This is a genomic window from Parafrankia irregularis (assembly GCF_001536285.1).
Classification (GTDB): domain Bacteria; phylum Actinomycetota; class Actinomycetes; order Frankiales; family Frankiaceae; genus Parafrankia; species Parafrankia irregularis.
In genome coordinates this window covers 404,176-427,076 of sequence record NZ_FAOZ01000005.1, presented here as the reverse complement: position 1 = coordinate 427,076, position 22,901 = coordinate 404,176, and the positions used below count along the sequence as shown (strand labels likewise).

Here is a 22,901-nt window from a genome sequence, read left to right as displayed (position 1 = left end):
GTCGGCGCCCGAAACCCCACGGTCTGGCCACCCCGTTCGCCATAGCACCGGGGGTGGACGGGCGATGGTCGCGCCGCGATCTGTAAGGATCGTGGCGTGGAGCTGGTCATCCTCATCGTCCTCATCGCCGTCGCCCTGGTGGGGGTCGTTGGTCTCGTCGCAGGTAGCGCGCTTCGGGGGCGCACCCGGCGGGGCCCGATCCGACCGGGCCCGGACTCGAGCGGCCTCGACGCGGGCGCCGCGTCGCCCGGTTCCGCCACCGAAGTCGCACCCGGCGCCTCGCCCGGCCTCGCTGCGGGCGCACCGCCTGCGGTGGCTCGTCCAGGCGGTCCCGAACCGGCGGCCGAGCCGGCTGAACTGGCCGGTCAGGCCGGAGCGCCGGGCGGGGCGACCGAGCCGGCGGAGGAGATTGCTCCGGCCGCCGGTGGGGCGGTGACGGCGGAGCCCGAGATTGTTTCTCCGCGTGCCCCGTTGGAGGTTCCGGCTCCCGCGATGGGTCGGATCGTCCGGCTGCGCGCCCGACTGGCCCGATCCCAGAACGCGCTCGGCCGCGGCCTGCTCGCGCTGCTCTCGGGCGACAACCTGGACGAGGAGGCCTGGGAGGACGTTGAGTCGACGCTGCTCGTCGCGGACGTCGGGGTGGCCGCCACGGCGGAGATGGTGGACGCGCTGCGGGAACGGACGAAGGTGCTCGGCGCTCGCACGGCGGCCGACGCGCGCGCGATGTTGCGCGACGAGCTGCTCGCCCAGGTGGGCACGAGCATGGACCGGTCGCTTCGCACCAGTGCGCCGGACCGGCCGGCCATCCTGCTCGTGGTGGGCGTCAACGGCACCGGCAAGACCACGACCTGCGGCAAGATCGCCCGTCTGCTCGTGGCGGAGGGCCGATCCGTCGTGCTGGGCGCGGCGGACACCTTCCGGGCGGCCGCGGCGGACCAGCTGGAGACCTGGGGTGGCCGGGTGGGCGCGACGACCGTGCGTGGCCCGGAGGGCGGTGACCCGGCGTCCGTCGCGTTCGACGCGGTGAAGCGCGGGATCGATGACGGCGCCGACACGGTGCTCGTCGACACCGCCGGTCGGCTGCACACGAAGGTCGGCCTGATGGACGAGCTCTCCAAGATCAAAAGAGTGGTGGTCAAGCAGAGCCCGGTCGACGAGGTCCTGCTGGTGCTGGACTCCACCACCGGTCAGAACGCCCTCACCCAGGCGCGGGTCTTCACCGAGGCCGTCGACATCACCGGTGTGGTTCTCACCAAGATGGACGGGACGGCCAAGGGGGGCATCGTCATCGCGGTGCAGCGGGAGCTGGGTGTGCCGGTCAAGCTGATCGGGCTCGGCGAGGGCCCGGACGATCTCGCGCCGTTCGAGGCCGAGGCGTTCGTCGACGCACTGCTGGGCGAGCCGGCCTGACCTGACGGCTCGTCGGCGGCCCCGTCGTCCTCGGGCGCCCTGCCGGCAGGACGTCCTGCCGGCAGGGCGTGTTGCCGGTGGACGCAGGGACCACATTCTTGGTTGTCGCCGGCCTTCCCAGCGGCCAGCCGCAGCTCTACGCTTTCCGCGTGTGCGGATCCGTCGGGATCCGCGGACTGCCGCGCCCAGTCTCGACCAGGAGCGCCTCGGTCGTCACCGAGCGTCCGCCAGGAGTTTCGGTCGGGCTTTGAGCCTCCGGCGAGGTGTCTCGCCCTCCTCAGCGCAGAGGGCGGAGCCGGCCGGCCTCGTGCCGGGTTCCGTGCGGGCACGCCTCGCCGGGCCGGGCCGGCCTGTGGGCTGGGCCGGCCTGGGCTCGGCTGGGCAGGGCCGGCGTCCACATCGGCGTCGACTGTCGTCCCGACCCCCGCTTCCGGATCAGCGAGTGATGCGTACGCTGGTGGCTGCGGTTCGTCTGCGATCTCGGAGTGTGTGCGCGTGTTCGACACCCTTTCCAGCCGCCTCGACAAGGTCTTCACGTCGCTGCGGGGCAGGGGGCGGCTGACCGACGCCGACATCGACGCCACCGCCCGAGAGATCCGGGTGGCGCTGCTGGAGGCCGATGTCGCCCTCCCCGTGGTCCGCGGTTTCGTCGCGGCCGTCAAGGAGCGGGCGCGCGGCGCCGAGGTGAGCGCGTCGCTCAACCCGGCGCAGCAGGTCATCAAGATTGTCAACGAGGAGCTCGTCGCCATCCTCGGTGGCGGCACCACCACGGTGCGCTTCGCGAAGACGCCGCCCACCGTGATCCTGCTCGCGGGTCTGCAGGGCACCGGTAAGACGACCCTCGCCGGCAAGCTCGGCCGGTGGCTGAAGGCCCAGGGGCACACCCCGCTGCTCGTGGCCGCCGACCTGCAGCGCCCGAACGCGGTGAACCAGCTCCAGGTCGTCGGAGGCCGGGCCGGGGTCGAGGTGTTCGCGCCCGAGCCGGGCAACGGCGTCGGTGACCCGGTCCGGGTCGCGCGGGATGCGCTCGCCCACGCCCGCCGCCATGTCTTCGACGTGGTGGTTGTCGACACCGCCGGCCGGCTCGGTGTCGACGAGGAGATGATGCGCCAGGCCGCCGACATCCGGGACGCGGTCTCGCCGGACGAGATCCTTTTCGTCCTCGACGCCATGATCGGTCAGGACGCGGTCTCCACCGCCCAGGCGTTCGCCGACGGCGTCGGTTTCTCCGGTGTCGTCCTGACCAAGCTTGACGGCGATGCCCGTGGTGGCGCCGCGCTGTCGGTGGCCCGGGTGACCGGCGCGCCGATCATGTTCGCCTCGACCGGCGAGTCCCTCGAGGACTTCGACGTCTTCCACCCCGAGCGGATGGCGTCGCGCATCCTCGGCATGGGTGACGTGCTCACGCTCATCGAGCAGGCCGAGAAGGCGTTCGAGGTCGAGCAGGCCGAGGCGATGGCCATGAAGATGGCCACCGCCGAGTTCACCCTCGAGGACTTCCTCGAGCAGATGCTGACCGTGCGCAAGATGGGCCCGATCGGCAACCTGCTCGGCATGCTTCCCGGCATGGGGCAGATCAAGGATCAGCTCGCCCAGGTGGACGATCGCGACCTCGACCGGGTGGTCGCCATCATCCGCTCCATGACCCCGGCCGAGCGGCGCGACCCGAAGATCCTGCAGGCGTCCCGGAAGGCCCGCGTCGCGCGTGGCTCCGGAGTCACCGTCACCGAGGTCAACCAGCTGTTGGACCGTTTCGGTGAGGCCCGCAAGATGATGAAGCAGATGGCCGGCGGGTCCGGGTTGATTCCCGGCCTGGGCCGGGGGAAGGCCGCGCAGGCCCGCAAGGCGCCGAAGAAGGGCAAAGGCGCGCGCCGCAGCGGAAACCCGGCGGCCCGGGCCGCGCAGTCGCAGGACCGCAAGACCGGGCAGGACGGGCCGCCCGCGCTCGGTCCGGGCATGGCCCCGGGGCCCGAGGGCATGCCGGACCTCTCGGCTCTGATTCAGCAGAGCGGCCTCGGCGGCAACGGTTCTGGCGGCAAGGGGACCCCGCCGCGGCGCCCCCGTTCAGGCCGCTGACACCGATCGGGGCGCGGTGGCCGGGGTCGATCGGGAACGCTCCCGACTCCCCGGGCGCGGTCCCGGCAGGTGATCTGGCAGACTGTAAGGTCATACCGGCGTTGCCTGCCGGCGTCGGCGTGGCCGCCATCGGGCGTGTTCCCCGGAGTTCTGGGGGAGTGCCAGGGTGGTCTGTCGTCGGCGGTGTTCTCCCGCCATCGGGGTGTCACGGGTGCCCGTGTAGCTCTGGTGGTCATCGATATGTCTGGAGCCGTTCGACCACCGTGGCAACAAAGATCAAACTTCAGCGCCTCGGCAAGATGCGCGAGCCGCACTACCGCATCGTCGTCGCCGACGCCCGTACCAAGCGGGACGGCCGGGTCATCGAGGCCATCGGGCAGTACCACCCCAAGTCGGACCCGAGCATCATCAAGGTCGACGCGGAGCGCGTCGGCCACTGGCTCTCGGTCGGCGCGCAGCCGACGGAGCCGGTGCTGGCGATCCTCAAGGTGACTGGCGACTGGCAGAAGTTCAAGGGCCTGCCGGCGCCTCCGCCGATGAGGTTCCCGGCGCCGAAGGCCGACAAGCGCGAGGTCTTCCAGGAGGCTGCCCGTGCGGCCGCCGACGCGGCGGACAAGCCGGCGACGACCCCGAAGAAGGCGAAGAAGTCGGCTGCCGCCGACGACGCCGAGACGGCGTCCGCAGAGCCGGTCGCGGGGCAGTAGGTGCTCGAGGCGGCTCTCGAACACCTCGTCCGCGGCATCGTCGACTATCCCGACGATGTGCGGGTCGATCTGTCGAGTAACCGGCGCGGCCGGACGCTGGAGGTGCGGGTGCATCCCGACGACCTCGGCAAGGTGATCGGTCGTCGTGGCCGGACAGCCCGGGCGCTGCGTACCGTGATGGGCGGTGTGGGCGGTCGCGGTCTGCGTATCGACGTTGTCGACGTGGACCGGTGATGTCCGTCTCTTCCGTTCACGGGCGCGCCGCAACCTCTCATGGGTGAGCCCGTCATTGTCGGGCGGGTCGGGCGTCCGCACGGTGTTCGCGGTGATGTGACCATCGACGTCCGAACGGACCTGCCCGAGCGGCGTTTCGCGCCCGGGTCCGTGCTGGGCCGTCAGGTCGCGGGTGACTCGGTGACGGCGGCGGGTGTCCCCGCCGCCACGGGTGACTCCGGCACGGGTAACGGCAGCACGGGTACGGGCGCGACCTCGCCGCTCGGTGCGACGGCGACGTCCACTCAGCCGATGCTGCGGGTCGTGACCTCCCGGTGGCATTCCGGCCGGTTGCTGGTCCGGTTCGACGGTGTGGGCGACCGCAACGCCGCGGAGGCGTTGCGGGGCACCCTGCTGACCATCGACTCCGACGAGTCCGGGTCACCGGCGGAACCCGACGACGACGATGACGGCGACCTGTGGTGGGACCGTGATCTCGTCGGCCTGCGGGCGCAGACGCCCGCGGGCGAGCCGCTCGGCGACGTGATCGACGTGATCCATTCACCGGCCGGGGAGATGCTGGCGATCAGCAGGGCCGGCGGGGGAGAACACCTCATCCCCTTCGTCCGGGAGATCGTCCCGACGGTTGACCTGGAGGCAGGCCACATCGTGGTCGACCCGCCACCTGGCCTGCTCGACCTCGACTGATCCGCCGCCGAGGTGGGGCGGATCACCGTCGCGCCAACGGCACCTGATCCGACGGCCGACGGCACCCTCTCCGACGAAGGCGGACGGATGCGCATCGACGTCCTGACGATCTTCCCGGACTACCTGCGTCCGCTGGAGCTCGCTCTGGTCGGGCGCGCGGCCGCCCGGGATCTGGTCGACATCCACACCCATGACCTGCGGCAATGGACTCATGACGTCCATCGGACGGTCGACGACGCCCCCTATGGCGGCGGGCCGGGCATGGTCATGCGCCCAGAGCCATGGGATGAGGCGCTGCGGGCCGTCAGTGGTGGTGATCCCACCCGCCGTCCTCGCGTGGTGGTTCCGACGCCTGCGGGCGTCCCGTTCACCCAGCGCTATGCGGCCGAGCTCGCGGAGCAGCACTGGCTGGTCTTCTGCTGCGGCCGGTACGAGGGCATCGACGGCCGGGTGGTCGAGGCCTGGGCCGACGACGAGATCTCCATCGGCGACTACGTTCTCGCCGGCGGGGAGGCCGCCACGCTCGTGATCGTCGAGGCGGTGACGAGGCTGCTTCCCGGTGTTGTCGGCAACGTCGAGTCCATCACCGACGACTCCTTCGCGCATGGCCTGCTTGAGGGTGCGGTGTACACCCGTCCGCCGATCTGGCGGGAGCGTGAGGTGCCCGCGATCCTCCGCTCCGGTGATCATGCGGCCATCGCCCGGTGGCGCCGGGACGAGGCTCTGCTGCGTACCCGGCGCAGACGTCCTGAGCTGCTCGATCGGATCGAACTGTCCGCGGCTGACCGGGCGGTCCTGGCGAACGCGCCGAATGCGCGGAGTGCCCCGCCGACTGGTGGCGACGGTCTCGAGGGCAGCGCGGTGTGACGGCGTGACGCGCCCAGGTGACGGATCCGGCCTGGCGGGGGCGGCGCGGGTGGCCTGGACAGGGCCTGCCGACCGGACACCTCGCTCGTGTGGCACAGTAGGATGCGGTGTCCGCTGGTTCCTGACCGACGGTGTCACGCAACACTGACCCGTCACCCGCCGGCCTGGTTGAACTGACCTGGTTGGTTCGTGACGTTGTCGGTTGGTGGCCTTGTCGGTCTGTCGATCCGGCGCACCCGGTCGGCCCGCCGATCCGGCGTGACCGCTGTTCTGCCGCTTCGCCGTCCTGGCGCATGCTTCGTCCGGCCCCGTGCCGGTGTGAGGCCGTGTGACCGGGAGGTCGAAAGGCCGCAGCGAAACGCTGGTCGTGGCCGGCGGACCGTTCCATGCATTTGCCTGTGACAACCCTGAGGAAAGCGACTGCCATGCACACCCTGGACAGCCTCGACGCCGAGTCGCGCAGGACGGACGTGCCGGAGTTCTGGCCGGGCGACACGCTGAAGGTCCACGTGCGCGTGGTCGAGGGTAACCGCCAGCGCATCCAGGTCTTCCAGGGCGTGGTGATCCGTCGCCAGGGCGGCGGTGTCCGGGAGACGTTCACCGTTCGCAAGGTGAGCTTCGGCGTTGGCGTCGAGCGGACCTTCCCGCTCCACAGCCCGATCGTCTCGCGCGTCGAGGTCGTGACGCGCGGTGATGTCCGCCGGGCGAAGCTTTACTACCTTCGCCAGCTTCGTGGCAAGGCCGCGAAGATCAAGGAGAAGCGCGAGCCGGTCGGCCGCTGAAGCTCCCGGTGAACCGTCGCCAGAGGCCTTCCGGTTGGTGGGTATCTGGCGACTGGCCGGTCACCAAACCACTCCACCGCGCGGGCGGTGCATCAGGATGGTCAGGTCGTGGGCTGATCCGGTCGATTGCGGTCCGGTCAGACCGCGGCCTTGGCGGGCCTCTGCCTGTCCGATGACGAATGACGGCCGACCTGGCGAGGTGGCGCAGTGAGTGGATCCGACCGCGGCACACCCGAACCGTTCGACGGTTCGGGTGAAGGCGATCCGGCGTCTGCCGGTCCTGGGCCGCACGGTGACGCCCCAGGTCCCGCGGTTTCCGGCATGGATCCGGGCGTGACGGGTTCAGCTCCGGATCCCGCCGCCGCTGAGCTTGGTTCCGGTGCCGATGACGGGTCCGCGCGACCCGTCGGCCCCGTCAACTCCGTCGACGTGGATCCCGCCGAGTCGGTCAAGGAGCCCGCCGAGCTGGTCAAGCCCTTTGAGCCGGTCGTGGCCGGCGTCAACGCGGGCATCGGCGGCGGGGTGGTGGGAGCCGTGTACGAGGCGGAGACGAGCGCTTCGTCCGGGCCCGAGGAGCGCGGTCGTGACGAGCACGGGAGCGGGGCCTCGCCGGCCACCGGGCGGCGGGTCGCTCGGCCGGACACCGGCCGGGACCGCGGGCGGGGCTCGTTCCTACGCGAGCTCCCGATCCTGGTACTCGTCGCCTTCCTGCTCGCGCTGCTGATCAAGACCGTCTTCGTGCAGGCGTTCTGGATCCCGTCCGAGTCGATGGAACGGACGCTGCTCATCGACGACCGCGTGCTGGTGAACAAGGTCATCTACCACTTCCAGGACGTGCACCGCGGCGAGATCGTGGTGTTCAACGGTGAGGGCACCGGCTTCGAGCGGGAGTCGGTCGTCAGCGAGCCCGGCAGCGGGTTGAGCCGGTTCGTCCGGAACGTTCAGGAGCTGCTTGGCCTCGGCGCCCCCAGCGAGAAGGACTTCATCAAACGTGTGATCGGAGTCGGTGGGGACGTCGTCGCCTGCTGCGATGAAGCCGGGCGCGTGACGGTGAACGGCAAGGCCCTGGACGAGCCCTACGTCTACGAGAACGATTTCCAGGAGTTCGGTCCGATCACGGTTCCGGACGGAGACCTGTGGCTGATGGGTGACCACAGGTCCCGGTCATCGGACTCGCGACAGAACGGTCCGGTGCCCCACGACAAGGTGATTGGCCGCGCGTTTGTGCGGGTCTGGCCACTCGGGCGCTTCGGCATCCTTTCGGTGCCGGACACCTTCTCCGGGGTGCCGTCGGCCAGCGCCGCGAATCGCGGCAACGCGGAGCACGAGCCGGTCGCTTCCGGGTCGGGCCTGCCGGGGTCGGCGGACGCGCTCCTGGCGCCGGTGGCGGCCTTGGCGCTCCTGGTCCCTGGCCGTCGGCGTCGCCGTGCCGGGCTGGGACGGCCCGGGCGGTCCGGACGGGCGGTCGGTCTGTGGCCGAGGTCCGCGCGTGCGCGCCGGGGGACTGTCCGGTCGCGCGTACGACGCGCCGACCGTCGGCCTGACGTGGGTGGTTCGCCCTGATCCCCATGGATGTGCGTGGCACGACGGTCCGTAGCGACGCCGGCCTTTTCGGCTATGAGCGGGCGCTGACCCGCTGCGGCCTCGGGCCGGTGGCGGGTGTGGACGAAGCAGGCCGGGGCGCCTGCGCGGGGCCGCTGGTGGTCGCCGCGGTGATCCTGCGCCCAGGCCGGACCCGCCGGCTCGCACGTCTCAACGACTCGAAGCTGCTCACCGAGCGCGTCCGCGAGGAGGTCTACGCGGACGTGCTGGCCAGCGCCGCGGCGGTGGCGACCGTCGTCGTTCCCGCCGCGGACATCGACCGGATCGGCGTGCACGTCGCCAACATCATGGGCATGCGTCGGGCTGTCGCACGCCTAGGTGTCTCGCCGGGCTACGTGCTGACGGACGGGTTCGCGGTGGAGGGATTCGGGGTGGAGTCGCTGGCAGTGATCAAGGGAGACCGGGCTGTCGGGTGCATCGCCGCGGCGTCTGTCGTGGCCAAGGTGACCAGGGACCGGATCATGCGTTGTTTGCACGAGCAGTACGCCGAGTACGATTTCGCGCAGCACAAGGGCTACGTCACCGCGGCGCACACCGCCGCGTTGGCGCGGTACGGGCCGTGCGCCGAGCACCGCCTGTCGTATGTCAACGTCGCCGCCCAGGCGGGGCTGGCGGGGAGAACAAGATTGCTGCGGCTGGAGGAAAGAGTTGCTATGACCAGCCTGCGTGGCGCCACGGAGAGCGCATGAGCGCGGAGGATCTCGAAAAGTACGAGACCGAGATGGAACTCCAGCTTTACCGCGAGTACCGCGACGTGGTGGGGCTGTTCTCGTATGTGATCGAGACCGAGCGGCGGTTCTATCTGGCGAACGACTATCAGATCGAGATCCGTAACAGCTCGGACGGCGAGGTCTTCTTCGAACTCACGCTGCGGGACGCCTGGGTATGGGACATGTTCCGGCCCGCTCGTTTCGTGAAGAACGTTCGAGTTGTCACGTTCAAGGACATCAATGTCGAGGAACTGACCAAGGCCGAGCTCTGAGCGCCAGGTCCTGAGCGCTGGAGTCCTCGGTCCGTCCGGCGTGTCCGGTATGTCCGGCGCGGCGGGGGGCACCTGAGACGTGGAGGGGTGCCGGTCCGCCGGTTACCCGGTGGCGCGCCGCACATCGTTGCCGCTCTGTGGATGAAAGCTGGTTATCCACAGGGAGCCGATTGAAGCGTCTCCGCGGGGCGGGAGCGCGGAACCTGATCTCACCGGAGGGCGTGCGACCCCCGGTGAGACGGAGCCTCGGATGCGGGTCAGTCAGCGGTTCGGCCGGTTCGGCGAGGATGTCGCGGCCGAGCATCTGTGCGCCGAGGGCGCGGAGATCCTCGCCCGCAACTGGCGGTGTCGTGAGGGCGAGATCGATATCGTCGCGCGCCACGGCGACATTCTCGTCTTCTGCGAGGTCAAGGCACGTAGCGGGTCAGGCTACGGAAGCGGCGCCGCCGCGGTCGTCGGTCGCAAGGCCGCCCGTATCCGGCGCCTTGCCGTCCGCTGGCTCGCCGAACATCCCCATCCCCCCGCCGTGGTGCGATTCGATGTTCTCGAGGTCTATCGGGAACAGCAGGGGCCGGTCCGGGTCGAGCACCGCCGGGGAGCCTTCTGATGGCCCTCGCCCGTTCCCTGGCCGTCGCGGTGGTCGGTATCGAAGGGCGCCTCGTGGAGGTCGAGGCCGATCTGGGGCGCGGCCTGCCGGGCTTCACACTGATCGGCCTTCCGGACGCGGCCCTGCACGAGGCGCGGGACCGGGTGCGAGCCGCGGTGGTGAACTCCCGCGAGCGCTGGCCGGATCACAAGATCACAGTTGGGCTGTTCCCGGCGACCCTTCCAAAGTCCGGCAGCGGATTCGATCTCGCGATGGCGGCTGCCATTCTGGGCGCGGCCGGGGCTGTGCCCTCGGGAGCGCTGGCGAGCCGCATCCTGATCGGGGAACTCGCGCTCGACGGCAGGCTCCGCCCGGTGCGAGGCGTACTCCCCGCCGTTCTGGCCGCCGTCGAGGCAGGCTTGGAGCGGATTGTTGTGCCCGTCGCGAACGCCGCGGAGGCCGCGCTGGTTCCCGATGCCGTCATCGAGCCCATGCACGACCTCGCAGGTGTGTTGGCGCTGCTGCGTGGCCGGCCGACGGCTGTGCTCCTCCCGGCAGGCTCCGCGCAGCCGGTCGATCCGGGGGAGCCGGCCGATCCAGGGCAGATGATGCCCGATCTGGCGGACGTCGCTGGGCAGGTCCGTGGGCGGCTGGCAGTGGAGGTGGCCGCCGCGGGTGGGCATCACCTGTTCATGCTGGGGCCGCCCGGCTCCGGCAAGTCGATGCTGGCGGAGCGGCTGCCAGGCCTGTTGCCCGCGCTGGACTTCAGGGCAGCGCTGGAGGTCACGGCCGTGCATTCGGTGGCCGGCGTCCTACCGGTCGGCCGGCCGCTCGTCACCCGGCCGCCGTTTCGGAACCCGCATCACTCAGCCACCCCCGCCGCGCTCATCGGCTCCGGCTCCCCGGCCATCCGCCCGGGTCTCGCCAGCCAGGCCCACCACGGGGTGCTCTTTCTCGATGAAAGCCCGGAATTCGGGCGTAGCAGTCTCGATGCTCTGCGCCAACCGTTGGAGAGCGGCCTGATCGAGGTCGCGAGAGCCCGGGCCACCACCCGCTTCCCGGCCCGCTTCCTGCTGGTCCTGGCCGCGAACCCGTGCCCCTGCTCGCGTGCCCGGGGCCCGCGGGACGCCCGTTGCGACTGCCCGAGCACGGTTCGACGGCGTTACCTGGCGCGGTTGTCAGGACCACTGCTGGACCGGATCGACATTCAGGTCCAGCTGAACTCGCCGAGCCGGGCGGAGCTGAAAGCGGACCGAGGGCACGCGACCTCCTCCAGGACGATCGCGGAGAGAGTGGCACGCGCACGTTCCGCGATGGAGAAGAGGTTCGCCGGCACGCCGTGGCGCCGTAACTCCGACGTGCCCGGGCCCGCCTGGCGACATCGGTGGCCGTTGCTCCCGGAGGCGACCCGCCTCGCGGACCGTGCGTTCGATCGCGGGCTGCTCACGGCACGTGGGCTGGACCGGGTGTTCCGCGTCGCCTGGACGATCGCGGACCTGGCGGAGGTTGAACGGCCCGGCGCCGCCGAGGTCGGCCTCGCCCTCGATCTGCGGCTGCCGGGGTGGTCGGCATGAGCAGGCCATCGGATCACCTGTCAGGACCGTCTCCGGTGGCGCCGGTGGTAGGCGGCGAAGTCGACGCACGTCGACTTGCGCGCGTCGGCCTCAGCCGGATCGCCGCTCCGGCCCGGGCGTCACTGCGCGAGCAGTTGCAGGCGGTCGGCGAGGTGGCCCTGTGGGAGCGGCTCAGGGCGCAGCATCCTGGTGTTGATCCGCGGCAGGACATCGAGGCCGCGGAGCGGGTCGGAGCTCGCCCACTGTGCCCGGGCGACCCGGACTGGCCGGCCGGGCTCGACGTCCTCGACCGGATCGGCGGCGACAGGAGTGGCGACGACGGGATGCCCCTCGTGCTCTGGGCTCGGGGAACGGCTGGCCTCGCCGACATCACTCGGCGGGCGGTGGCGGTCGTCGGCTGTCGCGCGGCCACGGACTACGGCCTTCACCAGGCCCAGGAACTCGGCTTCGGGCTGGCTGAACGCGGCTGGACCATCGTGTCCGGAGCTGCGTTCGGCGTCGACGCGGCCGCCCATCGCGGTGCGCTCGCCGCCGGGGGATCGACGATCGCGGTCCTGGCGGGCGGCGTCGACGTGCCCTACCCAGCGGCCCACGCCGACCTGCTTGACGAAATCGCGGCCTCCGGTCTGGTACTCAGCGAGACTCCCCCGGGGAGCCCGCCCTACCGGCGCCGCTTCCTGACCCGGAACAGGATCATCGCGGCGCTTGGTGCGGGCACGGTACTCGTGGAGGCTGGTGTGCGCAGCGGGGCGCTGAACACGGTCCGTCATGCCCGCCGCCTCGGTCGCACCGTGATGGCGGTCCCAGGGCCGGTCACCAGCGCGATGAGTGCTGGCTGCCACCGGTTGCTGCGCGATCAGCGGGAGGAGACGGCGCTGGTCACGTGCGCGGGCGAGGTCTGTGAGGAGATCGGCGAGATCGGTGAGCTGGCGCCCCGACCGAGCGGCCCGACGCGAGCCCGTGACGGCCTCGCGGACCTCGTCCTGCAGCTGCTGGACGTGATGCCAGCCCGTTCGGCCATCGGAGTGGCGGCACTTGCCCGCCGGGTCGACTGTCCTCCCGGAACGGTGCTGGCACTGCTCGGGCCGCTGGCCGTGGAGGGTCTGGTCGAGGCGACCCCGGCGGGCTACCGGCTGACGGCGCTGGGAAGATCATCCTCTCAGGCGGGTGGTAGCAGGGCTGCACCCAGATCGTGAACGGCTGCCTGGCGGCTGGGGCTCTCGGGGTCCTGCCCGGCAGCGGCTCGAAGCTGGCCGTCGAGTAGCCGGCAGGCTGCGGAGCCGCTCGATCAGTCAGCGGACGAGCTCGGCGGCCGTGTGGATGCCGTCGGCCAGATCGCCGAGCGCGAAAGATTCCTATCGGCATCGATATCATCACATCCAGCGACCTGGTGGCGCCCAAAAGTCAATTGAACTGACGGCCTTCGCGCTAGGGGTGAAAAGGTATGGAAACCAGCTCTCCGGTTGAACCACACGAGAAAGGCATGATCCCGGTCGGTGACGGCAACTTCGTCTACTGGGAGGTCTGCGGTAACCCGCAGGGGAAGCCTGCGCTCGTCGTTCACGGTGGGCCCGGATCGGGTTGCTCGGTAGGCGCCCGTCGGTTTCCTCACCTCGACCGATTCCGAGTGGTGCTCTTCGATCAGCGTGGCTGTGGACGTAGCATCCCGCACGCGAGTGATCCGGCCACCGATATGCGTTTTAACACCACGGCGCACCTGCTGGCTGACATGGAGGTGCTCCGTGAGCACCTCCATGTCGAGAAGTGGCTGCTCTTCGGAGGTTCGTGGGGGTCGACGCTGGCGCTCGCCTACGCCGAGCGGCATCCGGGCCGGGTCTCGGAGATCGTCATCCCCGGAGTCGCCATGACGCGGCGTGCGGAGATCGACTGGCTGTACCGCGGGGTGGCGAGGTTCTTCCCGCAGGAGTGGGAGCGGTTCCGTTCCGCCACGTCCGGGGCCGGCGGTGAGGGTGATCTGGTCAAGGCCTACGCGTGCCTGATGGAAGATCCCGACCCGCAGGTGCGGGCCCGGGCGGCCGAGGCGTGGTGTGCCTGGGAGGACGCGGTCATCTCCCTGGAGCCGAACGGACGGCGGAACGCCTACAGCAGTCGTCCGCTGGCAGCCCGCCTCGCGTTCGTCCGGATCTGCGCGCACTACTTCGCCCACGGTGCCTGGCTGGAGGAGGGCGTCCTGCTGCGTAATGCAGGGCGTCTGGCAGGAATACCCGGGGTGTTGATCCACGGTCGCCATGACCTGGGCAGCACCTTCCAGACCGCGTGGGAGCTCGCTGGCGCCTGGCCCGACGCGGAACTCGTCGCCGTCGCCGATGCCGGCCACACGGGCAGCGACACCATGCGCAGCCAGATTCACCGTGCCCTCACAAGATTCGCTCCGGGATGACCGGTACGACCTCCAGTCGGGCTGGGGCAGTTTGCATGTTCCTGACCGGAGCCGGCGCCATTCCGCCGAACATTTGCCGGGGCTATCCGAGCAGTGGGAGCAGCCGGGGGCGGATCCGGTGGAAGAAGGTGAGCGGGTTGAGGTACTCCGCCCCGCGTAGAAGCCCCCAGTGCAGGCAGGCCGCGGTCGGGCAGCCGGAATGCCCGGCTTCGAGGAGCCCGATCTGCTCTCCCCTGGCGACCTGGTCACCTTCGTGTACGAGCAGACGTACAGGTTCGTAGGTGGTGCGCAGCGAGCCGTGCACGACGGTGACGACCCACCGGTCGCCGACCCAGCCCGCGAAGCCGACGACCCCGGAGCGGGCGGCTGCGACCGGGCTACCCGGCGGGGAACTCAGGTCGACCCCACGGTGCCCTGGGCCGAAAGGGTGCTCAGGTGCCTGAAACGCCCGCGCCACCGTGACGGGGCCTGGCAGTGGCCAGGTCCACCCGTTGGCGTCGCCTGCCGACTCGGATCGCCCCGGCGCGGTTGCTGCCGGCTGGCTCGGGGCCGGGGCGCTGACAGATGCCCGGATCGGCACCCGCCCTGGGCAGACGAGAGCGATCATCAGCGCGAGCAGCGGGATGATCAGCACGGCCGGGTCGAGGCGCGGTGGGTGGGACACAGCGGTTCGCCTCCGGATCGGCAGACACGACGAACTGTCGTTGCGGCGGAGCCGCCCTGACAGATGAGCGGCGGTCGGGCCCTCGGGTCGGTTCCGACCGCCGCTCTGCTGGCCGGCGGGGGCGCCCGGTTTGGCCAGCAACACAAGGGTGCATGAAGCCGCCATCAAACGGAGGCTAATGAAGCCTGTTGTGGATAAACGAAAACGAAAGGGGTTGCGCCGAGTCTCTGTGTGACCTCTTCGGCTTCGCCCGGCAGGGGCCGCCGATCCGGAGCGCCGCGCCGAGCTCCGGGTTCGGCAGCGGGGCTGCCGGGGCTGGCGAGCCGTCCGACCAGCAGCGCCGCAGGCGTCCCTCCGGGCGGGCGACCCCCGGGCCTCGGTCAGGGAGCGGTCACGGAGGCCGGGTATCATTGGCGGGAGTCCATCTGCCGAGGTCGCCTCGGCGTTGTTGGTGTCCCGGCCGTCCGGCTGGGCCGCCTGTGGCGCCGTGGGCCATCGGTGGTGGTCGGCGGCCGGCAGCAGCCGGTCTCCGACCATTTCGGTGGGCTCAGTTCGCACGCCTGCTCCCGGTAACGACCGGGAGGGCCTCCTCGGTCCGCCGCCTCGCGGCGGCCACGGCCATTCGGGCGTCAGGGGTCTCCGGCTCTCGCCGGGGCCGTCACAACCGAGGCGTCCCGGTCAACGTGCCGGGCGAGAAGGGAGCGACGCCAGTCATGGCCGTCGTCACCATGAAGCAGCTCCTGGAGAGCGGCGTCCACTTCGGGCACCAGACGAAGCGCTGGAACCCGAAGATGAAGCGCTACATCTTCACCGAGCGCAACGGCATCTACATCATCGACCTCCAGCAGACCCTGTCCTACATCGACCGGGCCTACGACTTCGTCAAGGAGACGGTCGCCCACGGTGGGACCGTCCTGTTCATCGGGACGAAGAAGCAGGCGCAGGAGGCGATCGAGGAGCAGGCCCTGCGGGTCGGCATGCCCTTCGTCAAGGAGCGTTGGCTGGGCGGCATGCTGACGAACTTCTCCACGGTCTACAAGCGTCTCCAGCGGCTCAAGGAGCTCGAGGAGATCGAGCTGACCGGTGGCACCGAGGTCCGCACGAAGAAGGAACAGCTCGTGCTGACCCGGGAGAAGGCGAAGCTCGAGCGCACCCTCGGCGGTATCCGTGACATGAGCCGGGTGCCGAGTGCGGTCTGGGTCGTTGACACGAAGAAGGAGCACATCGCCGTCGGTGAGGCCCGCAAGCTGGGTATCCCGGTCGTGGCGATCCTGGACACCAACTGCGACCCGGACGAGGTCGACTACCCGATTCCGGGCAACGACGACGCGATCCGCAGCGCTGCCCTGCTCACCCGGGTCGTCGCGGACGCGGTGGCCGAGGGCCTGATGTCACGCGCCGGCGCGTCGAGCAACGCCGAGGCGAAGCCCGAGCAGTCCACGGGTGAGGAGCCGCTGGCCGAGTGGGAGCAGGCGCTGCTGCGCGGCGACGCCGCTCCCGCCGCGGGTGAGCCCGCTGCGGCCGAGCCGGCTGCGGCCGCTGCCGCGGCGAGTGAGCCCACGGCCGCCGAAGGCCAGCAGGAGGAGCAGCAGGAGCAGCCCCAGCCGGATGCGGTCGGCACCGCCGTCTGACAAAGCCAGACCCGACCTCGCGACGTCTCCCGGCGGTCTGCGCACCGCCGTGAGACGTTGCTCCAGCCCCGCCGCCCGGCAGCCGGGCGGCGGGGTAGGCGTCCGTCCGGGAGGCCGTCGACCGCCGCTGGCGGCGGCGGTCGGAGTGGGTGGCGCCCGTGCGGCGGCGTCGCGTAGTCCCGACGTCGAGACTTCCAGCAACGCTGACCATCGCCAGCAATCGGAACTGACGAGAAGAGCACCATGGCAGACATCACAGCCGCCGACATCCGCAAGCTCCGGGAACTCACCGGCGCCGGGATGAGCGACGTCAAGAAGGCGCTTGTCGATCACGACGGCGACTTCGAGAAGGCCAAGTCCTGGCTGCGGGAGAAGGGTCTTGCGGGCGTCGCCAAGCGCGCGGGCCGCAGCACGGTGAACGGGCTTGTCGAGTCCTACCTCCACCGCACCGACCCGCAGCTTCCGCCGACGCTGGGCGTCCTCGTGGAGCTTCGCTGCGAGACCGACTTCGTCGCCAAGACGGAGGACTTCAAGCAACTCGCGCGTGACCTCGCTCAGCACATCGCGGCGGCCGATCCGCTGTACGTGACCGCGGAGCAGATCCCGAACGAGGTGCTGGAATCCGAGCGGAAGATCTACGAGGCGGCGGCCCGCGAAGAGGGCAAGAACGAGAACGCCATCCCGAAGATCGTCGAGGGCAAGGTCAACGGATACATCAAGAGCGCGGTGCTGCTCGACCAGCCCTGGGTGAAGGATGGCAAGATCACCATCCGTGCCCTGCTGGAGCAGGCGGGCTCCTCACTCGGTGAGAAGATCGAGGTGGGCCGGTTCGCGCGGTTCAACGTGCGGCAGGCCTGAGTAGGCGCTCGCCACGCCGGTGGGGAGAGACGGCCGGGCATCTGGCAGGGGATGAACCCTCTGCGGATGTCCGGCCGACGTCGGTTTGCGGTCCTTCGCCCCTGCGGCCCCTCGCGTTCGCGGGCATCACACGGCACAAGGTGACGTCTGGCGGCGCGATCCGCACCGGCCCGATCCGGCCGGCCACAGTTCGCGCTCGTCGACGCGCCACGCGGCCCCACGGGCAGCCGTGCCTGAGTCGTGCGGCAGACTGCAGTCAGCATGAACGTCCCAGGCCGATGATCCCGGCTAACGGCGAAGGAGCCTCCCCGTGACCGATGACGCCTACAACGCCGTGGGTGCAGTCGACTCTGGAGACCGCACTGACACCCAGCCGCGATGGACCCGGGTGCTGCTGAAACTTTCCGGTGAGGCGTTCGCCGGCGGGGAGCCGCTGGGGATCGACCCCGTCACCCTTTCGACGATCGCACGCCAGATCGCCGGGGTGAGCCGGTCGGGTATCGAGGTCGCCATCGTCGTCGGCGCGGGAAACATGTTCCGCGGGCAGGCCCTGGCCGAGCGTGGGATGGACCGCGCCCGGGCCGACTACATGGGCATGCTCGGAACGGTGATCAACTGCCTCGCGCTGCAGGACGTCCTCGAGCGGGAAGGCATCGTGACGCGGGTGCAGACGGCCATCGCCATGGGCCAGGTCGCCGAGCCCTACCTTCCGCTGCGGGCGATCCGCCATCTGGAGAAGGGCCGGGTGGTGATCTTCGGTGCGGGTCTGGGGGCGCCTTTCTTCTCGACTGACACCACGGCCGCCCAGCGGGCGCTGGAGGTCAAGGCCCAGGCGGTACTCAAGGCGACGAAGGTCGACGGGGTCTACGACTCCGACCCTGCGACGAATCCCGCCGCCGTTCGGTTCGACACCCTCACTTACGGTGAGGTTCTCGCGCGCGGCCTGAAAGTGATGGACGCGACCGCGATCAGCCTGTGCATGGACAACGACCTGCCGATCGTCGTCTTCGATCTCCTCACCGAGGGGAACATCTCCCGGGCTGTCCGGGGTGAGAAGATCGGCACGTTGGTCGGTGTCGAAACGTACGGAACGGAAGGTACGCGGTGATCGACGACACGCTCCTCGAGGCCGAGGAGAAGATGGACAAGGCGGTCTCGGTCGCCAAGGAGGACTTCGGGAACATCCGGACCGGCCGCATCACGCCGGCGGTCTTCGGGAAGGTCCTCGTTGACTACTACGGTGCGCCGACCCCTGTCCAGCAGCTCGCCTCGTTCCACATCCCCGAGCCGCGCATGGTCATCATCACCCCCTACGACAAGTCGTCGCTGGGTGCGGTGGAGAAGGCCGTCCGGGACTCGGACCTCGGGGTGAACCCGAGCAACGACGGTGCGATCATCCGCTGCGTCTTTCCGGAGCTCTCCGAGCAGCGCCGCCGTGAGCTGGTGAAGGTGGCCCGTACCAAGGCCGAGGAAGCCCGGGTCAGCATCCGCAACATCCGGCGCCACGCCAAGGACGCCATCGACCGTATCGTCCGTGACGGTGACGCCGGCGAGGACGAGGGCCGGCGTGGCGAGAAGGATCTCGACGAGGCGACCCACCGGTACGTCGCCCAGGTCGATGAACTTCTCCGCGTCAAGGAGTCGGACCTGCTCTCGGTCTGACCCCCGAGCAGCGTTCAGCCATATGCGGCACCGTGCCCATCCGCCACCTCGGACCATCCAGGGGTGGCGTGCCGGGCGTGTCGGTAGGAACGGATGGGATGGGCGGAGCGGTGAGTATCCCGGCCCTGGGAATGCCGCCCGAGGACACGGCTGTGACTGACCGCGCCGACACGCCTGACGACCCGGGACGGGACGGTCTCCGAACGGAGCAGCACGGCTTCGTCCCGGCGGACGGGCCTGCTCCGGGCGGCCATGCCTCGAACGGCATCGGTCGTTCGAACGGCGCCGCCGGTTCGGAGCGGGTCACCCGACCGCCGGCCGGTGACGCTGATCTCGCGTCCGCCCCGGTCGTCGGGCCAGGTACCGGCGGTGGCGGTGATGCGGCGGGCCGCGGGCCGGCAGCCCAGCCGCCGTTGGAAGGCGACCAGCAGCCGGCCGCGGCCGGCCTGCCCGCGGCGAACACCGCGAAGAGCGGCCGGCGGGTGATCAGGGCCGGCCGTGACCTGCCCGCCGCGATCGCGGTGGGGATCGTCCTCGGCGCGGTGATCCTCGTCCCGCTGTTCACCTTCTACCCGATCTGGGTGGGCGTGGTCAGCGCCGCGGTGGCGATCGGGACCTACGAGGTCGTCCGTGCGCTGCATGTCGCGGGGATGACGGTCCCGCTGGTCCCACTGGCGGCGGGTGCCGTCGCGATGCCTGTCGCGGCGTACGGCGCCGGGACGAACGGACTCGTGCTGGCCCTGGCGGGCACCATCCTCGCCGCCGTCGCCGTCCGTGGCGTGCGTGATCCCACGACGGCGAACAGCGCGGCACGGTTGCGGGACTTCGCCGCCTGCGCCTTCACCGCCGCGTACGTCGGTTTTCCGGCCGGCTTCGCGACCCTGCTGACCTCCGCGCCGGACGGCCACTGGCGCACCATCGCGTTCCTCGGCACGGTGGTCGCCAGCGACATCGGCGGCTACACGGCGGGTGTGCTCTCGGGCGGACGCCACAAGCTGGCTCCGTCGGTTTCGCCCGGCAAGTCGTGGGAGGGCTTCGCCGGGTCGATCGTCGGCTGCGTCATCGTCGGCGCCGTCCTGATGACCTGGCCGCTGGACGGTGAGATCTGGCAGGGAGCGCTGCTCGGGGTGGCCACCGCCTGTTCCGCGACTGTGGGTGACCTGGGCGAATCGCTGCTCAAGCGGGACATCGGCATCAAGGACATGGGCAGTCTGCTGCCCGGCCACGGCGGGATCATGGACCGCCTCGACTCCCTGCTGTGCACGGCCCCGGTGGCCTGGCTGCTCATCACCGCGTTCCTCGGCTGACCGGTCCGACCTGGGCCGACCGGTCCGACCTGAGCCGACCTTGACTGACCGGGCGAGGCTCCGCGGGGCCGCGGGCGCGTTCTGACCGGCGCAGACCCGGGGCGGCGAACGGGCCTCGTGGATCACCGGGGCGCCGTCTCGCCGGACTGCCTGGCAGACTGGACAGGCGATGACTGCCACGACCGCCGATTCCGGAGACCTCCTGCCACTGGTGGCAGTGCGGTCTCGCCCGCCGCGTCACCTCGCGGACCTCTCCCGCGACGAACGGCGTGCCGTGGCCGAGTCGCTCGGCCTGCCGGCCTTCCGGGCCGACCAGCTCGCCCGGCACTACTTCGCCCGACATCTGCGGGCCGAGGACGCCGCCGCGATGACCGACCTGCCCGCGCAGGTCCGGGCGACGCTCGTCGACTCGCTGCTGCCGCGGCTGCTCACCGCCGCCACCACGGCGGACTGTGACGGTGGCCAGACCCGCAAGACCGTCTGGCGCACGGTTGACGGCGCCAAGATCGAGTCCGTGCTGATGCGGTACCCGCAGCGGACAACCGTCTGTGTCTCGAGCCAGGCGGGCTGCGGTATGGCCTGTCCCTTCTGCGCGACGGGCCAGGGTGGTCTCACCCGCAACCTCTCGACGGCCGAGATCGTCGAACAGGTGGTGGATGCGGCTCGCACGATGACTCGGGGCGACCTGCCCGGTGGGCCCGGCAGGTTGTCGAACGTGGTGTTCATGGGCATGGGTGAGCCGTTGGCGAACTACAACGCGCTGCTCGCCGCGCTGCGGCGGCTCGTCGAGCCCACGCCGGACGGTCTCGGTCTCTCGGCGCGGAGCCTGACGGTGAGCACGGTGGGCCTGGTGCCGGGGATCCGTCGGCTGGCCGGTGAGGGGCTTCCGGTGACGCTCGCGCTCTCGCTGCACGCGCCGGACGACGAGCTGCGCAACGAGCTCGTTCCGATCAACACGCGGTGGCCCGTGGCCGAGGTCCTCGAGGCTGCCTGGGACTACGCCCGCATCACCGGCCGGCGGGTGAGCATCGAATACGCGCTGATCGACGGCGTCAACGACTCTCCCGAGCGGGCGGACGCCCTCGGCGCCCTGCTCGCCGGCCAGCTGGCACATGTGAACCTGATCCCGCTCAACCCGACGGACGGCTCGTCCTGGCAGGCGAGCGCCCCCCGCGGCCAGCGGGTCTTCGTGGATCGACTGCGAGCCCGCGGCGTCACGGCGACAGTGCGCGACACCCGCGGCCGGGAGATCGCCGCCGCGTGCGGCCAGCTCGCGGCCGAACCGCCGGCCCGTCGGCGGACGGGGCGCTAGCCGTGGCGTTCGGGAGCCCTGCCGGGCGTCGGCGAGGCAACGGCCGGCCCGGCGCCGGTTCGGCGAGGTCGACCGGCGGATCAGCGAGACCTGGTGTCGGATCAGCGAGATCTGGTGTCGGTTCGGCGAGGTCGGCCGCGGGCTCGGCGAGGTCGGCCGCGGGCCGGGTGCGGGCTCGCTCCGGTGCGCTGCGCAACGGCTCCCGGCCGAACAGCACGCTCTGGCTGCCGATCACCGCCGCGGCGGGGGTGCTCCTCCTGCTGCTCTGGTACGCGATGTCACAGTCCCCGTCGGGCAAATCCGATGCCGCGGCGCCGGTCGCGACCGCGCTGGGCAGGGCCGGGGCTTCGGGTGCCGCCGCGCTGGCCGCGCTTCCCACCGTGCCGGCGCCGCCGGCCAGCGGCTGCCAGACGGGCAAGAGCCTGCCGTCCGGGGTCACCACCGAGACCGTCACCGTCGCGGGCACGGATCGGCAGTACCGGCTCGCCGTGCCCCAGGGCGCCAGGGCGGGCACGGCGCTTCCGCTCGTCGTCAACCTGCACGACCGCGACCAGTCCGTGGACCAGCTGGAGCAGTACACCGGGATGGCTGACGCGGGGACCAGATCGGGCTATGCGGTCGTCACCCCGGTCGGCGTGTCCGCCCGGTGGAACCTCACTCGCTCGGCCGAGGTCGGCCCCGACGACGTTCTGTTCATCGGCACGGTGCTCAACGACCTGACGGGCCGGATGTGCCTCGACTCGAAGCGGGTGTTCGCCAGCGGCTTCTCCGATGGCGCCGACATGGTGCTGGAGCTCGCCTGCGCGCTGCCCGACCGGTTCGCGGCCGTTGTCACGGTCGCGGCGAGCCGGATCCCGGACGACTGCGCGGATCCGCGCGCGAACCTGCTCGAGATGCACGGAACCGCGGACGCGATAGCTCCCTGGGACGGCGGCGGCCCGGCCCGTACCGCGCCCTTCGTGGGGCTGGTCGCGCAGCCCGTCGAGAGCCGTACCGACCGGTACGCCAGGGCGTTCGGCTGCGGAGGTGAGCATTCCGCCGGCGCGGAGATGTCCAGCGCCGCGCTCACTGCCTGGACGTCCTGCCCGACGGGCAAGGACGTCGGGGTGCTGGCCATCAAGGGTGGTGGTCACACCTGGCCGGGCGCGGCCGCGCGGCCCGAGCTCGGGGCCACCGTGTCGAGCCTGAGCGCGACCGTCGTCGCCCTGGAGTTCTTCGGCGGGCATCCGGCCGACGGCCGGACGGTCACCGGTGGGGGTGCGTCCGGCGGCGGTGGCACGGCCGGGGGCGGTGCGACCAGGCCGGCCGCTCCCACGACGAGCCCGGCACCGGCGTCCGCGACGAGGTCGGCAGGCCCGGAACCGTCCGTATCCGCGGTACCGGATAGCACCACCGAGCCCACGACCGGACCGACTCCGTCCCCCACTCCAGTGGTCCCCTCTGTGTCCGCTACCGCATCGGCGAGCCCGGCGGCCGCTGGCGGGTGAGGGTTGACGCCAGGTGAGAGGCCAGTGGCTACGGGGCAGGTCAGCGTGTTCGGCGCTGACCGCGGGTAGGCGCGG

At 70.9% G+C, this 22,901-nt stretch carries 22 protein-coding genes; 21 read left to right on the top strand and 1 reads right to left on the bottom strand.

The window, feature by feature from the left end; genetic code table 11:
• The first annotated feature begins 96 nt into the window (after window positions 1-96).
• The 14 genes from ftsY (at window position 97) to pip (ending at window position 13,905) form a co-directional block, all read left to right on the top strand.
• Entirely contained in the window at window positions 97-1,410 is a 1,314-nt protein-coding gene (gene ftsY / locus AWX74_RS10880; RefSeq protein ID WP_091274483.1) for a signal recognition particle-docking protein FtsY, read from the top strand.
• 495 nt (window positions 1,411-1,905) lie between these two features.
• Window positions 1,906-3,486, top strand: coding sequence for a signal recognition particle protein (gene ffh, locus AWX74_RS10875; protein WP_091274724.1), 1,581 nt, complete (start codon window positions 1,906-1,908; stop codon window positions 3,484-3,486).
• 263 nt (window positions 3,487-3,749) lie between these two features.
• On the top strand, window positions 3,750-4,190 hold the full coding sequence (gene rpsP, locus AWX74_RS10870; RefSeq protein WP_054565001.1) for a 30S ribosomal protein S16: 441 nt from the start codon (window positions 3,750-3,752) through the stop codon (window positions 4,188-4,190).
• The gene (locus AWX74_RS10865) at window positions 4,191-4,424 is read left to right on the top strand and encodes an RNA-binding protein (RefSeq protein ID WP_006544182.1); all 234 of its coding nucleotides are present in this window, start codon (window positions 4,191-4,193) and stop codon (window positions 4,422-4,424) included.
• Between the two features lie 39 nt (window positions 4,425-4,463).
• Window positions 4,464-5,111, top strand: coding sequence for a ribosome maturation factor RimM (rimM, locus tag AWX74_RS10860; RefSeq protein WP_091274480.1), 648 nt, complete (start codon window positions 4,464-4,466; stop codon window positions 5,109-5,111).
• A gap of 87 nt (window positions 5,112-5,198) precedes the next feature.
• Window positions 5,199-5,978 (top strand): tRNA (guanosine(37)-N1)-methyltransferase TrmD, encoded by a 780-nt coding sequence (gene trmD / locus AWX74_RS10855; RefSeq protein WP_091274721.1) that lies wholly within the window; start codon window positions 5,199-5,201, stop codon window positions 5,976-5,978.
• A gap of 425 nt (window positions 5,979-6,403) precedes the next feature.
• Window positions 6,404-6,760, top strand: coding sequence for a 50S ribosomal protein L19 (gene rplS, locus AWX74_RS10850; protein ID WP_020458783.1), 357 nt, complete (start codon window positions 6,404-6,406; stop codon window positions 6,758-6,760).
• Window positions 6,761-6,967: 207 nt separating this feature from the next.
• Window positions 6,968-8,323, top strand: a complete 1,356-nt coding sequence (lepB, locus tag AWX74_RS10845) for a signal peptidase I (protein WP_091274478.1) — start codon at window positions 6,968-6,970, stop codon at window positions 8,321-8,323.
• A 5-nt stretch (window positions 8,324-8,328) separates the two neighbouring features.
• Window positions 8,329-9,051, top strand: a complete 723-nt coding sequence (locus AWX74_RS10840; RefSeq protein WP_091274475.1) for a ribonuclease HII — start codon at window positions 8,329-8,331, stop codon at window positions 9,049-9,051.
• On the top strand, window positions 9,048-9,344 hold the full coding sequence (locus AWX74_RS10835; protein ID WP_006544176.1) for a DUF2469 domain-containing protein: 297 nt from the start codon (window positions 9,048-9,050) through the stop codon (window positions 9,342-9,344). The genes AWX74_RS10840 and AWX74_RS10835 overlap by 4 nt, the downstream gene beginning before the upstream one ends.
• 250 nt (window positions 9,345-9,594) lie before the next feature.
• Window positions 9,595-9,951: a YraN family protein gene (locus tag AWX74_RS10830; protein WP_054564997.1), complete on the top strand. Its 357-nt coding sequence runs from the start codon at window positions 9,595-9,597 to the stop codon at window positions 9,949-9,951.
• Complete coding sequence (locus tag AWX74_RS10825) at window positions 9,951-11,504, top strand: YifB family Mg chelatase-like AAA ATPase (protein ID WP_091274472.1); 1,554 nt, start codon at window positions 9,951-9,953, stop codon at window positions 11,502-11,504. Before AWX74_RS10830 ends, AWX74_RS10825 begins: the two co-directional genes overlap by 1 nt.
• Window positions 11,501-12,700, top strand: a complete 1,200-nt coding sequence (dprA, locus tag AWX74_RS10820; protein ID WP_165615557.1) for a DNA-processing protein DprA — start codon at window positions 11,501-11,503, stop codon at window positions 12,698-12,700. Before AWX74_RS10825 ends, dprA begins: the two co-directional genes overlap by 4 nt.
• 248 nt (window positions 12,701-12,948) lie before the next feature.
• Window positions 12,949-13,905, top strand: a complete 957-nt coding sequence (gene pip, locus AWX74_RS10815) for a prolyl aminopeptidase (RefSeq protein WP_091274467.1) — start codon at window positions 12,949-12,951, stop codon at window positions 13,903-13,905.
• Window positions 13,906-13,987: 82 nt separating this feature from the next.
• Here the strand turns inward: pip and AWX74_RS10810 are convergent, their stop codons facing one another.
• Complete coding sequence (locus AWX74_RS10810; protein WP_091274463.1) at window positions 13,988-14,569, bottom strand: M23 family metallopeptidase; 582 nt, start codon at window positions 14,567-14,569, stop codon at window positions 13,988-13,990.
• Window positions 14,570-15,282: 713 nt separating this feature from the next.
• Here AWX74_RS10810 and rpsB point away from each other — a divergent pair.
• The 7 genes from rpsB to AWX74_RS10775 all read left to right on the top strand — a co-directional run bounded on the left by rpsB (window position 15,283) and on the right by AWX74_RS10775 (window position 22,826).
• The gene (gene rpsB / locus AWX74_RS10805; protein WP_091274460.1) at window positions 15,283-16,200 is read left to right on the top strand and encodes a 30S ribosomal protein S2; all 918 of its coding nucleotides are present in this window, start codon (window positions 15,283-15,285) and stop codon (window positions 16,198-16,200) included.
• Window positions 16,201-16,443: 243 nt separating this feature from the next.
• The gene (locus tag AWX74_RS10800) at window positions 16,444-17,058 is read left to right on the top strand and encodes a translation elongation factor Ts (protein WP_006544169.1); all 615 of its coding nucleotides are present in this window, start codon (window positions 16,444-16,446) and stop codon (window positions 17,056-17,058) included.
• 310 nt (window positions 17,059-17,368) lie between these two features.
• Entirely contained in the window at window positions 17,369-18,166 is a 798-nt protein-coding gene (gene pyrH, locus AWX74_RS10795; RefSeq protein WP_006544168.1) for a UMP kinase, read from the top strand.
• On the top strand, window positions 18,163-18,720 hold the full coding sequence (gene frr / locus AWX74_RS10790) for a ribosome recycling factor (RefSeq protein WP_054564991.1): 558 nt from the start codon (window positions 18,163-18,165) through the stop codon (window positions 18,718-18,720). The genes pyrH and frr overlap by 4 nt, the downstream gene beginning before the upstream one ends.
• A gap of 98 nt (window positions 18,721-18,818) precedes the next feature.
• The gene (locus tag AWX74_RS10785; RefSeq protein ID WP_091274457.1) at window positions 18,819-20,027 is read left to right on the top strand and encodes a phosphatidate cytidylyltransferase; all 1,209 of its coding nucleotides are present in this window, start codon (window positions 18,819-18,821) and stop codon (window positions 20,025-20,027) included.
• Window positions 20,028-20,196: 169 nt separating this feature from the next.
• Window positions 20,197-21,339, top strand: a complete 1,143-nt coding sequence (gene rlmN / locus AWX74_RS10780) for a dual-specificity RNA methyltransferase RlmN (RefSeq protein ID WP_091274453.1) — start codon at window positions 20,197-20,199, stop codon at window positions 21,337-21,339.
• Window positions 21,340-21,506: 167 nt separating this feature from the next.
• Complete coding sequence (locus AWX74_RS10775; RefSeq protein ID WP_242666175.1) at window positions 21,507-22,826, top strand: CE1 family esterase; 1,320 nt, start codon at window positions 21,507-21,509, stop codon at window positions 22,824-22,826.
• Window positions 22,827-22,901: the final 75 nt, after the last annotated feature.